Here is a 12,847-nt window from a genome sequence, read left to right on the forward strand (position 1 = left end):
TTGTGGCGACACTTTTGGTAGAGTACCGTTCTCATTGACGGCAAGTTTGATTCTTGCACCGAGACGGCCAGCCCGTACCCGATCCGGCGAGCCTTGCGCCAGGACCCCGGCTGCGCGAACGTCGGCCGCCCGGCGGACGCACCGCCTGTGCGGGCACACCGCGGCGTACCAGCCGACGCGTGATCGGTCGTCACGGCCTGGCGCTGTGGCCATCGAAGAGAACGGAAGGTTCAGCTGTGGTGCGAGCCGAAGGCGAGGCCGCGTTCATCACCGGCGCCTAGCTGATCGACGCGCCGGCCCCGTGGCACCCCACGACGATTGCGGAGGAACGAACGATGAAGGTCCGAGTGGATCCGGATCGCTGCCAGGGACACACCCCGTGCTCGATCAACGCACCAGCGGCATTCGAGCTGAGCGACGTCGACGGACACGCGACGGCCATCGCTGGCGAAGTCCCGGCCGACCAGCAGTGCCCCGAACGGGCCATCTCCCTCGCCTGAGGCGCTCGGCGTCGGGCGCGCCGCATTCCGTGAGCAGCAGAGGAACACATTGTGAGCATTGACGACGCAGTCGCCGACGAGGACCGCAAGAAGAACCGGTACCAGTTCGACCGGCACACACCGGAATACCGGCACCGGTTCCAGGAGATCACCGAGGAACTGCACGCCAAGTGCCCGATCGCGTGGAGCGACACCTACGACGGTCACTGGGTGGCCGGCGGCGGCAACGCGGTCTTCGAACTCGCCCGCTGCCCGCACGTCTCCAACGACCACGATCTGCACGGCGAACGCAAGGGCTACAAAGGGATCTCCATCCCATCCGCCCGGCGCGCGCAGGTGGTGCGCGGCGGCATGCTGGAGATGGACGATCCGGAGCACCGGCTCTACCGCCAGGTGCTCAATCCCTACCTCTCGCCTGCCGCGGTCCGGCGCTGGGAGCCGGTCATCGACGAGATCGTGCGGGCGAGCCTGGACGAGAGGATCGAGAGCGGGCGCATCGATTTCGTCGACGACCTCGCCAATGTCGTTCCGGCCGTGCTGACCCTGGCCATGCTCGGAATCCCGTTGCGACAGTGGTCCATCTACAGCGAGCCGGTGCACGCCTCGGTGTACACGCCGGAGGATTCGCCCGACGCTGCACGGGTCGCCGAGATGCACCGCGCGATGGGCATCGATCTGCTGACCAACCTGGCCGAGATCAAGCAGAACCCGCGGCCCGGCCTGGTGCACGCCCTCACCGAACTGCGGATCGACGGCGAGCCCGCGCCGGACCTCGAACTGCTGGGCATGCTCGGCCTGATCATCGGCGGCGGATTCGACACCACCACCGCGCTCACCGCGCACTCGCTGGAATGGCTGTCGGATCACCCCGGCCAGCGCGAGCTGCTCAGCCGCGAACGCGACACTCTGCTGGCCCCGGCGACCGAGGAGTTCCTGCGCTTCTTCACCCCCGCGCCGGGTGACGGGCGCACCATCTCGGCCGACTGTGTCGTCGAGAACACCCGATTCGAAGAGGGTGACCGCCTGTGGCTTTCCTGGGCGATGGCCAACCGCGATCCCGCGATCTTCCCCGATCCGAACGAGGTCGTCCTGGATCGCAAGGGCAACCGGCACTTCAGTTTCGGCCTCGGCGTGCATCGCTGCATCGGGTCGAACGTCGCGCGCACCGTGTTCAAATCCATGCTCACCGCCGTGCTCGACCGGATGCCCGACTACCGCTGCGATCCCGAGGGCACCGTGCACTACGAGACCATCGGGGTGATCCAGGGCATGCGGCATCTGCCCGCCACCTTCACACCGGGGCCGCGCCTGGGCGCCGGACTGGAGGAGACCTTGGAGAGATTGCAGCGGATCTGCGACGAGCAGCGACTGGCGGCGCCGGTGACCGAGCGCCCCGACGTCGCGCGGATCGACTGACGCCACCGGGAGACATCGGATGATTACGCTTTCCGACGGCACCAGCATGCCCGTCATCGACGGCAGCGTGCACATCTTCTTCGCTTCGAACGACGATATGCGCGGCTTCCTGCGCGAGCCGTACAAGAGCCGTGGCATCCCGGATGCCGAGCTGGACTGGTACGGCGCTCCCGGCGGGGAGTACGCCGAGGGAACCAGGGGACCTTCCCGCGGATACCCGGGTTCCGATCCGGACGTGGTCGGCGAGCAGCTGTTCGAGACGCGAGGCGTGGACGTCGCGATCCTGCATCCCATGACCCGGGGCATCCTGCCCGACCGGCACCTGACCACGGCGATGCTGTCGGCGCACAACGAGATGATGGTGGGGCGGTGGCTGGATTCCGGGGCGTACGCGTCCCGCTATCGCGGCACCATTCGGGTGAACCCCGAGGACACCCCGGGCGCGCTGCGCGAGATCCGCAGGTGGGCGGACCATCCCGGCGTGGTCCAGGTCGGTGTCCCGTTGCAGTCGCGCGAACTGTACGGCAAGCCGCAGTTCTGGCCGTTGTGGGAGGCGGCGGCCGAAGCCGGGCTGCCGGTGGCCGCGCACATCGAAACCGGCGAGAGTATCGCCTTCCCGCCCACGCCGTCGGGGCACACCCGCACCTACGAGCAGTACCTCGGGTTCATGTCGCTGAACTACGTCTACCACTTGATGAACATGATCGCCGAAGGAGTGTTCGAGCGGCTGCCCCGGTTGCGGTTCGTCTGGGCCGACGGCGCGGCCGATCTGCTCACCCCCTTCACCTGGCGGATGGACACCTTCGGCAGGCCACACCTGGAGCAGACGCCGTGGGCGCCACGGATGCCCAGCGACTACCTGCCCGGTCACGTCTTCTTCGTCCACGGCAGCCTCGACGGGCCGGGCGACACCGAATGGGCCTCCGAATGGCTCGGTTTCACCGGCAAGGAGGACATGGTGATGTTCGGCTCCAGTTATCCGCACTGGCACTGCGCGAATGTCGATGTGCTGCCGTCCACGCTCACCACCCAGCAGCGCGAAAAGATCTGCTGGCGCAACGCCGCCCAGCTCTACGGGATCGATGTCCCGGCCGGGCTGGTCTCCGAGTAGTCGCGAACAAGGGAGACGACCATGACGCTGTCCCACCAGCAGCACCGCGCCCCGGCGCCCGATCAGGTCGCCGTCCGGGTTGTCGACTCGGACGTGCACCCCGTGCCACGGCGCCGCGAACTCGTGGAGTACATCCCGGAGCCGTATCGCAGCTCGTATTTTCTCAGCCACCGGGTCGGCGAGACGATCATCTACGACGCTCCCGACTACGCGCATTCCTTCGCGATGCGCGTGGACACCTTTCCCGCCGACGGCGAATTCCCCGGTAGCGACCCGGAACTGGCCTTCCGGCAGTTGATCGTGGAAGCCGGCTCGGACATCGCGATCCTCGAGCCCACGGTCAAGGCCACCCGCCTTCCCGAGGCCACCCAGGCGTTGGCGACCGGAGTCAACCACTGGCTGGCCAATCACTGGCTGGACCCGGAGAACAACTGGCACCAGCGGTGGCGCGGCTCGATCTGCGCGGCGATCGACGACCCGCACGGCGCGGTCCGCGAGATCGAGCACTGGGCCGGGCACCCGTACATGGCGCAGATCCTCATCAAGGCCGAACCACGCCCGGCCTGGGGCGATCCGAGGTACGACCCGATTTGGGCGGCGGCCACCAAGCACGATCTGGTGGTCAGCTGCCATCTCGGCCGCGGCGCCTACGAGACGATGCCCATGCCGCCGGTCGGTTTCCCCAGCTACAACCACGACTTCATGGTCACCTACTCGTTGCTGGCGGCGAACCAGATCATGAGCCTGATCTTCGACGGGGTGTTCGACCGTTTCCCGACGCTGCGAATCGTGTTCGTGGAGCATGCCTTCACCTGGATCCTGCCCCTGATGTGGCGGATGGACGCGATCTACGCAGCGCGCAGGTCCTGGACCGGAATTCGGCGCAAACCGTCGGAATACGTCAAGCAGCACATCAGATTCACCACCCAGCCACTGGACTATCCCGAGGACAAGACCGAACTCACCCGGGCGTTCGAATGGATGGAGGCGGACAAGATCCTGCTGTACTCCTCGGACTACCCGCACTGGACCTTCGACGACCCCCGCTGGCTGGTCAAACACCTCCCGGCATACGCCCGCGACCGCGTGATGTACCGCAACGGCATCGAGACCTATCACCTGCCGGAGACGGTGCCCGCCATCGACGGCCAGAGGCGGGTGTTCTGAGTGCCGGACGAATCCGAGACGCCACGGCTGGCACAAGGGCGCGAGCACGTCGTCGCGACCGTCGACGAGATCCCCCCGGGCTCGTCCAAGGTGGTGCCGATCGGCAGGCACGGGGTCGGCGTGTACAACGTCGACGGGACCTTCTACGCCATCGCGAACTACTGTCCGCACGAGGGCGGCCCGCTGTGCGCGGGCCGCGCCCGCGGACGCACAGTCGTCGACGAGTCCGTTCCCGGTGACGCGGTCATGGTGCGGGACAAGGAATACATCTACTGCCCCTGGCATCAGTGGGGTTTCGAACTGGCGACCGGCACCACCGCGGTGAAACCCGAGTGGAGCATCCGCACCTATCCCGTCCGGATCGTCGGCGACGACGTCGTGGTCATGGCCTGAGGCGCCGCGTGAACAGCGAAATCGGCGCCGCGGGCGTGTCCTCGGTGGAGATCAACGGCGGCAAGGTGGTGTACGAGGTCCTCGGTGACCGCGGCGAACTCGTCGTCCTGACGCCGGGCGGCCGGTTCGGCATGGACGTGCCGGGATTGCGCCCGCTGGCCGAAGCCATCGTCGCCGGCGGCTACACGGTGCTGCTGTGGGACCGCCCCAACTGCGGCGGCTCCGATGTGCAGTTCTACGGGCAGACGGAGTCGCACATGCGGGCGCAGACGCTCGACGGCTTGCTCGCCGTGCTGGGCGCGGGCCCGTGCGTGCTCGCGGGCGGATCCGGCGGCGCCCGCGACTCGATGCTCACGGCCATGCTCTACCCCGACCGGGTGAGCAAACTGGTGCTCTGGAACATCGTGGGCGGCATCTACGGGGTGTTCAACCTGGGCGCGTATTACGTGCTGCCCAGCCTGCAGGTCGTGCGCGGAAGCGGCGTCGCGGGCTTGCCGCGGCTGCGGGAGTGGCGCGAGCGTATCGCCGCGAACCCCGCCAACGAGCAACGCCTGCTGAACCTGGACCGCGACGAGTTCGTGAAACTGTCGTTGCGCTGGCTGGGCGCCTATGTCCCGAAGCCGGGACAGACGATCCCCGGCGTGGACGACGAGATGTTCGACCGCATCCGCGTCCCCACGTTGATCATCCGTGGCGGGGCGGGGGATCTCGACCATCCCAAACGCACGTCACTCGAGGTGAGCTGCCTGATCGAGGGCTCGACGCTGATCGATCCACCGTGGCCGGAGGATGCCTGGGAGCGCGCGATCGAGGAACGCGCCGCCGGGAAGGTCGTCCACTACAACATGTTCGACACCTGGGTGCTTGCCGCGCCCGCGATCCTGAAGTTCCTGGACGGCTGATGGCCGGGCCCCCATGGTTGCCCCGCGCCCGCTCGCCCCGTTCACCGGGTGAGGATTCGTACCTCGCAGTTCAACGATGCCTCCAGGGCGGTGTGGATCCGGCTCTCCGGCACCCGTTCCAGGTCGGACTCGAGCAGCGTCACCGACACCACGTCGAAGCCGTCGGCGTCCGGCGCCCGGGTGATCTCACCGGTCACGCCGAAACCGGCCAGGACGCCGTGGGCGTCGTCATCGGTCCCTCGGCTGGCGAAGGTGACCACACCCGCCACCGGGGCGGTGCCGAACGCCGCGGCGCACACCCGCACCGCCTCGCCCATCGCGGCGTCGGGATCGTCTGTCTCGACCAGCAATCGGACTTCACGTCCTCCCGTGGGCCGCGCCGCCGGATCGTCGTCCATGAGCTGGGCCGGAATCGAGGCGGCGTGGGCGCGCAGCTCGGCCGACCCGTCCGCCATCTGCGCCGCGGTGAGCTGCCCGGCCGGGTCGACATTGATACGCAGCACCGCGGTTCTCATGGCGGAAAGCGTAACCGCCGCATCCGGACGACGGGGCGTCCCTCGCTCGGAATCCAGCCAGAAGAGGTTGCCATGCAAGAAACTGTCGAGCCGGTCGCGGGGCTCACCGTGGCCCCCGCGCCCGGCTGCGTGCCGCGCCTGCTGCGGATGAGCGACAGCGCCGAAGATCTCGCCGCGTACCGGGAGGCCGGAGGCTACCTGCCGCTCGGCTCGGTCGAGGCCGTGCTGGAAGAGGTGCGGCGCAGCGGGCTGCTCGGCCGTGGCGGCGCGGCATTCCCGATCGCGATCAAACTCACCGGCGTCCGGGACGCCGGGCGGCGCGGGCGCGAGACCGTGGTCGTGGCCAACGGCGAGGAGGGCGAACCCGCCTCCGTCAAGGACAAGTGGCTGATGCGTCACCGCCCGCACCTGGTGCTGGACGGAGTGCGCCTGGCAGCGGCTATCGTCGACGCGCGGCGGGCCTACGTCTACGTCTCGGATCCGGAGTCCGCGCGCTGTATCGACGCCGCGCTGTCCGAACTCGACGCCGCCGGAATCGGCGAGGTCGCCATCGAATTGGTCACCGTCGACCCGGCCTATGTCGCCGGTGAGGAGACCGCGGCGATCCGGGCGATCAACGGCGGCCCCGCGAAGCCCTCCGACAAGCCGCCGCGACCGTTCGAACAAGGGGTCGACGGGCTGCCGACGATGGTCGGCAATGTGGAGACCCTGGCGCATCTGCCGTTCATCCAGCGGCACGGCGCCGCCGCGTTCCGTGCGGTGGGCACCGAGCATTCCCCGGGTACCTTCCTGGCCACCGTCACGGGAGGCGGGCGTCCGCCCGCACTGTACGAACTGCCGCACGGCACGAGATTCACCGATGTCCTCGCCCTGCACGGCGTGGCGTCCGAGAGCGTGCGCGGCGCACTGATGGGCGGCTATTTCGCGGGCATGCTCGACCGCGCGGTGCTGACGGCCACCCTGGACCACGAGTCGATCCGGGCCCTCGGCAGCGGGCTCGGGTGCGGGGCGATCTCGGTGCTCACCGACGAGTGCCCCGTCGCCGTGGCCGCGGCGGTGCTGAGCTACTTCGACCGCGAGAACGCGGGCCAGTGCGGGTCCTGCTTCAACGGGACCGCCGCGATGGCGGCGGCGGCCACCGCGCTGCGTGACGGGCAGGCCAACGCCGCGGACATCGAACGATTGCGGCGATGGTCGGTGGTGCTGCGCGGCCGCGGCGCGTGCGGAACCCTCGACGGCGCGGCCAACGCCGCGGCCACACTGCTGGCGCGGTTCGGCGCGGAGGTCAGCGCGCATCTCGACGGCCGCTGCCCCCTCTGCGCCTGCGGTGTCCGGGTGGCCGAGCGACCCTTCGGCGTGGAAGGGGTGGCCTGATGAGGATTCGTCTCGACCGCACGCTGTGCGACGGATTCGGCCTGTGCGCCAAGCACGCGCCCGCGCACTTCTCGCTCGACGACTGGGGCTACGCCGCGCTGGAGGGGACCGGTGTCGTGGCCGCGGCCGACCAGGACGCGGTGCTGCGCGCGCTGCTGGATTGCCCCGTGCACGCCATCATCGCGATGCCCGAACCCGAAGCCCCCGCTCTCCCAACGGTTCCGGCGGCCGACGGGGCGGGTCAGGAGCCGCTTCGATGAATGAGCACGGCAAGCGTGGCGGCGCACATCGGCACCCCGCGTCGGCGATCCGCCGGGCAGACCGGGTGCCGGTTCGATGAGCGAACACGGCAAGCGGGCGGAACACACCGCAACCACGGCATCGGCGGTTCGCACGGCGGGCCGGTCACACTGCGAGACGAAGGCGGCGCGATGAGGATCGAGGTCGATTACCGGGCCTGCGAGAGCAACGGCATCTGCGTGGGCATCATCCCCGAGGTGTTCGAACTGGACGACAAAGACGAACTGCACGTTCTGCGGCCGGAGGTGACCCCGGACGTCGAATCCCCCGTGCGTGACGCGGTGGCGCAATGCCCGCGCGCCGCCATCTCGCTCATCGAGTGATCCTGGGGCCGACACCCGACCGGCGGCCGGTCGATTCGAAATACGCTGGTGCGCAATGGGTTCACGGTCGGCGGCGTGAGCCGATGCCGACCGGGCGGGCCCGTCACTGCCGGGGCAGGCCGAGGATCCGCTCGGCGATGATGTTGCGCTGGATCTCCGAGGTGCCGCCCGCGATGGTGCCCGCGAAACTGCGCACGAACCGCTCGAACCAACCCGGCGCGGTCTCTTCCAGGTTGAACACGCTGTGCCGCGCGGTGACATCGGGATGCGGCAGACCGTTCGGCCCGGCGGCCGCCAGGGCGTGTTCGGCCCCGCGTTGCACCGCTTCGGATCCCAGCAATTTGAGCACCGAGAGCGCGGCCCCGTCGTCTTCGCCGCGGGCGGCCTTGGCAAGCGCGTCGGATCCGAGCAGGCGCAGCGCGTGCGCGTCGAGCACGAGACCGGCGTAGCGATCGGCGGCCACGGCGGTGTCCGGCCGGAAGTCGGCCAGCAGGCCGTCCAGCCGGTCGGCGAAACTGAGCCACAGCAGCGTGCGCTCGTGCCCGAGCGAGCCGTTGGCCACCCGCCAGCCCTTGTTCAGCTCGCCGACCAGGTTCTCGGCGGGCACCTCCACCTCGGTGAAGAACACCTCGTTGAAATCCAGGTCGTCCGGATCGCACACCGAGGCGAACGGACGGCAGCGCACTCCGGGCACATCGGTCGGAACGAGCAGGGCCGAGATGCCCCGGTGTTTCGGCGCGTCGGGATCGGTCCGCACGAACGCGAGCACGACGTCGGCATCGTGCGCGCCCGAGGTCCAGATCTTGTGCCCGTCCACGACGAACCGGTCACCGCGCAGGACCGCCCTGGTACGCAGGCCGGCCAGATCCGAGCCCGCCTCCGGCTCGCTCATCCCGAGCGCGGCGGTGAGGTCGCCGCGCAGGATCGGCACCGCCCAGCGCCGCTGCTGCTCCGGCGTCCCGAAGGTGATCAGCGAGGCGGCGACGATACCCACGCCCTGCGGATTGAAGTTCTCGTAGATGCCGCGCCGGGCCAGCTCCTCGCGATGCACGTACTGCTGGAGGATTCCCGCGTCGCGGCCGCCGAACTCCGGCGGGTAGCCCGGCACCAGCCAGCCGTGCTCGAACAGCAACCGCTGCCACTGCCGCGCCCAGTCGGGGACATGGGAGGTCGATCGCGGACGTTCGCCCGCCGCGGCCTGCGGCGGCAGATGCCGGTCGAGGAATTCGACGAACTCGGCGCGGAACGCTTCCACATTGTCATCGAAGCTCAGCTGCACGGTATTCCCTCGCAATCGTGGCGCGATGCTCGTCGGCGCCGCCGAGGAGCAGTTCCCCGGCCTTGGCCCGTTTCAGCGCGAACTGCGCATCGTTCTCCCAGGTGTAGCCCATGGCGCCGAAGAGCTGAAGGCCGTGCCGGAAGACCACCGCCTGGCACTCGCCCGCGGCCGCCTTGGCCATGACGGCGGCCAGATGCCGCCGCGGATCGCCCGCGGCGACGGTCAGCGCGGCCCAATAGGTCAGCGCGCGCGCACGCTGTACGGCGACGTGCATGTCGGCGGCCTTGTGCGCGACCGCTTGGAACGCGCCGATCGGCTTCCCGAACTGGCGGCGCACGCCGACATGCTCGACGACCAGGTCCAGCACCCGCTGACACGCTCCCACCATGGTGGCCGCCAGGCCGGTGAGCGCGACCTCCCTGGCGTGCCGCACATCGCGGTCGAGCCGGTCGCCCGCATCGACGCGTACCTGTTCCAGCGTCACCTGGGCGACGTGCAGCAGCGGGTCGAAGACCGTGATCCGGCGCGCGGCGACTCGATCCGCGGGAAGCACGAACACCCCGGCCGGGGTAGCGACCGCCACCCGTTCGGCCCGGTCGCCGTCGAGCGCTTGGGCGGTGCCGTTCAAGATCCATGTCGCCCCGTCGCGATGCGCCGAGATGCCGTCGAACACCGCGGTTCCCGCCGTCGCGGGGTCGGGATCACCGGTCAAGGGCGCGTAGTGGGTCATCGTGGCCAGGTAGGGTGTCGGATCGGTGGCTCGCCCCAGTTCTTCCAGCAGGATCGTCAGCTCGACCGTGTCACCCGGGTCGGTCAGCGAGGTCCACCCCTGGTCGCGATAGACCTTCCACAGGGGCCCGGCATCCGCGCCACGATCGGCGATGTCCCTGATCAGCGCGGCGGGACAGTGCCGCGCGAGCACCTCGCGCACAGTGTCCTGCCACAAACGCTGATCGGAGTCGAACTCCAGCAACATCCGATCGTCCTCCTCGACGACTGTCCGGGAAACCCGTTCCCTCGCATCGTATTGAGAATATGGTTCTTCATTCAAGATAATAGTAGTTTCAATTCTCAGATGCTAAGCGCCGGAGGCGAAGAATGAGGGTTCCGAACGAGTATCATGCGGTGATGCGTGGTTCGCGGCGAATGCGGGCGAGTCGGCGCGCGGGACGCGGCGACCATGACTGACGTGGAGGGGCGGCGCGAGCCTGCCTGGAAGCAGCGCGCGGTGGAGCGGTCGCTGCGAACAGCGAAGCTGCGGGCCGGGCAGCGAGTGCAACGGTTCCTGGACGCGGCGCAGGCGATCATCACCGAGAAGGGCAGTACGGATTTCACCGTCCAGGAGGTCGTCGACCGGTCGCGGCAGTCGTTGCGCAGCTTCTATCTACAGTTCGACGGCAAGCACGAACTGCTGCTCGCACTCTACGAGGACGCGCTAGGCCGCACCGTGGAGCAGATCCGGGCGGCCACGATCAACAGCGGCGAACCCCTGGACCGATTGCGGACAGCGGTGGAATTGCTGTTCCAGTTGTGCCGACCGGATCCGGACGCGCGGCGGCCGCTGTTCACCGAGTTCTCACCGCAGCTGCTCAGCTCCCATCCCACCGAGGTCAGGATGGCGCATGCGTCGCTGTTCGCCCTGTTCACCGAGCTGATGACGGACGCGCAGACGGCGGGAAGGCTCACCGCCGCCGCCAATCCGCGCCGTCTCGCCGCGATGATCATGCATACGGTGATGTTCACCTCGCAGCCGGCGAACGCGGATCCCGACGCGAAACCGCTCACGCCCGAGGAGGTCTGGGCCTTCTGCGCCCACGGCATCACGGGCCGCCGCACGTCCTGAGCAAGAATGATATTCTCCTATGTAGATAATTTGACTTACACTTCCGGTGGGCCCTGGCGGTTCGCGCCATACTTCGAGGAGGTCGGCCGGTGGCTTACGTCATCACCCAGAACTGCTGCAAAGACGCCAGTTGCGTGGCGGCATGCCCCGTCGACTGCATCCGCCCCACCGAGGGGGCCGACGCACCCGGCACCCAGATGCTGTTCATCGATCCGGAGACCTGCATCGATTGCGGCGCGTGTGTCGATGAGTGCCCGGTCGACGCGATCTACTCCGAGTACGACCTTCCGCCCGAATTGGAACGGTTCAGGGAGATCAACGCGGCGTACTTCCGCCGCCACCCCTTGGAGCCGGGGGTGATCGAGCCGCCGAGCACGCGCGCGCCGATCGCTCAGGGCACGCTGCGCGTGGCGGTGGTCGGCGCGGGGCCCGCGGCCTGCTACGCCGCGGCCGAACTCCTCGACAGCGGCGTCGAGGTCGACCTCTTCGAGCGGCTGCCAACGCCGTTCGGCCTGATCCGGGCCGGAGTGGCGCCCGACCACCAGCGCACGAAGTCGGTGGTGCGCATCTTCGATGCCGCCTTCGCCGACAATCGCTTCGCCTGCCATCTCAATGTGGAGATCGGACGGACGCTGACCCATGCCGATCTGCTGGCCCACCACCACGCGGTGATCTACGCGGTCGGCGCCTCCGCGAGCCGCGATCTCGGCATCCCCGGCGAGCGCCTGCCCGGCCACCACGCGGCCGCCGATTTCGTCGGCTGGTACAACGGCCACCCCGACCATGCCGCGCACCGATTCGACCTGTCGTCGCGCCGGGCGGTGATCGTAGGAAACGGGAACGTCGCGCTGGACGTGGCCCGGGTACTGCTGATGACACCGGAGGACCTCGCCGCCACCGATATCGCCGAATACGCCTCGGAAGCCCTGGCGCACAGCCGCATCGAGGAGGTCGTCGTCCTCGGGCGCCGCGGTCCGCGCGACGCCGCGTTCTCGGTGGGCGAGTTCCACGCGCTCGGACACCTCGCCGGTGTCGACGTGATCATCGAGGGCGGCGACCTCGCCGCGCACCAGGACGACGACGTGGAGACGGCGCTCAAATTGGAGATCGCGCGCGAATTCGCCGCGCGCCCCGCCACTTCCGGCAACAAGCGGATCGTGTTCCGGTTCCTCACCTCGCCGGTCGAGATCGTCGGTGGCGAACGGGTGGAGCACGTGCGTACCGTCCGCAACCACATCACCGCCGAGGGAGCTTTCCTCGCGGCTTCCCCCGACGGCGACACCGACTCGATCGAGACCGCACTGGTGCTGCGGTCGATCGGCTACACGGGAAGTCCGGTCGACGGCCTGCCGTATGACGCGCGCACCGGCACCGTCCCCAACGAGCGGGGCCGTGTGATCGACGACACCGGCGCCGCGCTGCCCGGCGTCTACGTCACCGGATGGATCAAACGCGGGCCGCGCGGCGTGATCGGCACCAACCGCGGTTGCGCCGCGGAAACCGTCGCGGCGCTGCTGGCCGACTTCCACAGCGGAGCCCTGTCCCGGGAGGTGGCCGACCGGGCGGCTTTGCGCGCACGGCTGGCCGAGCGGGGCGCCGACGCGGTCGGCTGGTCGGGGTGGCGTGCCATCGACGCCGCGGAGCGCGAGCGCGGCGCCGCGGCCGCTCGACCCCGGGTCAAGTTCTTCTCCGTCGAGGAGATGCTGGCGGTGGCACGGCGATGA

The 12,847-nt window shown here is 69.0% G+C and carries 14 protein-coding genes; 11 read left to right on the forward strand and 3 right to left on the reverse strand.

Translation table 11 applies throughout. The features are described from left to right. Positions 1-335: 335 nt before the first annotated feature. From NG1_RS17480 to NG1_RS17505, 6 genes are read left to right on the forward strand one after another with little or no spacing between them, the layout of a single operon-like run. Positions 336-500: a ferredoxin gene (locus NG1_RS17480; RefSeq protein WP_062972108.1), complete on the forward strand. Its 165-nt coding sequence runs from the start codon at positions 336-338 to the stop codon at positions 498-500. A gap of 51 nt (positions 501-551) precedes the next feature. After that, entirely contained in the window at positions 552-1,916 is a 1,365-nt protein-coding gene (locus NG1_RS17485; RefSeq protein ID WP_062972110.1) for a cytochrome P450, read from the forward strand. Between the two features lie 19 nt (positions 1,917-1,935). After that, complete coding sequence (locus NG1_RS17490; RefSeq protein ID WP_062972112.1) at positions 1,936-3,027, forward strand: amidohydrolase family protein; 1,092 nt, start codon at positions 1,936-1,938, stop codon at positions 3,025-3,027. Positions 3,028-3,048: 21 nt separating this feature from the next. Next, on the forward strand, positions 3,049-4,194 hold the full coding sequence (locus tag NG1_RS17495; protein ID WP_062972114.1) for an amidohydrolase family protein: 1,146 nt from the start codon (positions 3,049-3,051) through the stop codon (positions 4,192-4,194). Further along, positions 4,195-4,587 (forward strand): Rieske (2Fe-2S) protein, encoded by a 393-nt coding sequence (locus NG1_RS17500; protein WP_040864065.1) that lies wholly within the window; start codon positions 4,195-4,197, stop codon positions 4,585-4,587. It begins immediately after the preceding gene. A 35-nt stretch (positions 4,588-4,622) separates the two neighbouring features. Further along, positions 4,623-5,489, forward strand: a complete 867-nt coding sequence (locus NG1_RS17505; RefSeq protein WP_062972223.1) for an alpha/beta fold hydrolase — start codon at positions 4,623-4,625, stop codon at positions 5,487-5,489. Between the two features lie 41 nt (positions 5,490-5,530). Here the strand turns inward: NG1_RS17505 and NG1_RS17510 are convergent, their stop codons facing one another. Further along, positions 5,531-6,004 carry a hypothetical protein gene (locus NG1_RS17510; protein WP_062972116.1) on the reverse strand — a complete coding sequence of 158 codons (474 nt, stop codon included), beginning with the start codon at positions 6,002-6,004 and terminating at the stop codon, positions 5,531-5,533. Positions 6,005-6,076: 72 nt separating this feature from the next. Here NG1_RS17510 and NG1_RS17515 point away from each other — a divergent pair, with 72 nt between their 5' ends. From NG1_RS17515 to NG1_RS17525, 3 genes are all read left to right on the forward strand, one after another. After that, entirely contained in the window at positions 6,077-7,378 is a 1,302-nt protein-coding gene (locus NG1_RS17515; protein WP_062972118.1) for an NADH-ubiquinone oxidoreductase-F iron-sulfur binding region domain-containing protein, read from the forward strand. Next, positions 7,378-7,638: a ferredoxin gene (locus NG1_RS17520; RefSeq protein WP_062972121.1), complete on the forward strand. Its 261-nt coding sequence runs from the start codon at positions 7,378-7,380 to the stop codon at positions 7,636-7,638. Before NG1_RS17515 ends, NG1_RS17520 begins: the two co-directional genes overlap by 1 nt. 171 nt (positions 7,639-7,809) lie before the next feature. Further along, the gene (locus NG1_RS17525; protein WP_062972225.1) at positions 7,810-8,001 is read left to right on the forward strand and encodes a ferredoxin; all 192 of its coding nucleotides are present in this window, start codon (positions 7,810-7,812) and stop codon (positions 7,999-8,001) included. 103 nt (positions 8,002-8,104) lie between these two features. Here NG1_RS17525 and NG1_RS17530 read toward each other — a convergent pair whose 3' ends face one another. Together NG1_RS17530 and NG1_RS17535 are read right to left on the reverse strand one after the other, a co-directional pair. After that, a complete protein-coding gene (locus tag NG1_RS17530; protein ID WP_062972124.1) occupies positions 8,105-9,280 on the reverse strand; it encodes an acyl-CoA dehydrogenase family protein in 1,176 nt (391 codons plus the stop codon). Next, positions 9,261-10,256 (reverse strand): acyl-CoA dehydrogenase family protein, encoded by a 996-nt coding sequence (locus tag NG1_RS17535; RefSeq protein ID WP_062972127.1) that lies wholly within the window; start codon positions 10,254-10,256, stop codon positions 9,261-9,263. The genes NG1_RS17530 and NG1_RS17535 overlap by 20 nt, the downstream gene beginning before the upstream one ends. A 204-nt stretch (positions 10,257-10,460) precedes the next feature. Here NG1_RS17535 and NG1_RS17540 point away from each other — a divergent pair, with 204 nt between their 5' ends. Then, a complete protein-coding gene (locus NG1_RS17540; protein WP_062972226.1) occupies positions 10,461-11,123 on the forward strand; it encodes a TetR/AcrR family transcriptional regulator in 663 nt (220 codons plus the stop codon). A gap of 89 nt (positions 11,124-11,212) precedes the next feature. Beyond that, positions 11,213-12,847, forward strand: coding sequence for an FAD-dependent oxidoreductase (locus NG1_RS17545; RefSeq protein WP_062972130.1), 1,635 nt, complete (start codon positions 11,213-11,215; stop codon positions 12,845-12,847).

The organism is Nocardia gamkensis NBRC 108242 (assembly GCF_001612985.1).
Taxonomy (GTDB): domain Bacteria; phylum Actinomycetota; class Actinomycetes; order Mycobacteriales; family Mycobacteriaceae; genus Nocardia; species Nocardia gamkensis.

What these genes read in the sequence shown, in the direction of transcription:
- NG1_RS17490 (WP_062972112.1), top strand. Translation starts at nt 1,936, where the DNA reads ATGATTACGCTTTCCGACGGCACCAGCATGCCCGTCATCGACGGCAGC.
- NG1_RS17515 (WP_062972118.1), top strand. Translation starts at nt 6,077, where the DNA reads ATGCAAGAAACTGTCGAGCCGGTCGCGGGGCTCACCGTGGCCCCCGCG.
- NG1_RS17495 (WP_062972114.1), top strand. Translation starts at nt 3,049, where the DNA reads ATGACGCTGTCCCACCAGCAGCACCGCGCCCCGGCGCCCGATCAGGTC.
- NG1_RS17525 (WP_062972225.1), top strand. Translation starts at nt 7,810, where the DNA reads ATGAGGATCGAGGTCGATTACCGGGCCTGCGAGAGCAACGGCATCTGC.
- NG1_RS17535 (WP_062972127.1), bottom strand. Translation starts at nt 10,256, where the DNA reads ATGTTGCTGGAGTTCGACTCCGATCAGCGTTTGTGGCAGGACACTGTG.
- NG1_RS17520 (WP_062972121.1), top strand. Translation starts at nt 7,378, where the DNA reads ATGAGGATTCGTCTCGACCGCACGCTGTGCGACGGATTCGGCCTGTGC.
- NG1_RS17510 (WP_062972116.1), bottom strand. Translation starts at nt 6,004, where the DNA reads ATGAGAACCGCGGTGCTGCGTATCAATGTCGACCCGGCCGGGCAGCTC.
- NG1_RS17480 (WP_062972108.1), top strand. Translation starts at nt 336, where the DNA reads ATGAAGGTCCGAGTGGATCCGGATCGCTGCCAGGGACACACCCCGTGC.
- NG1_RS17540 (WP_062972226.1), top strand. Translation starts at nt 10,461, where the DNA reads ATGACTGACGTGGAGGGGCGGCGCGAGCCTGCCTGGAAGCAGCGCGCG.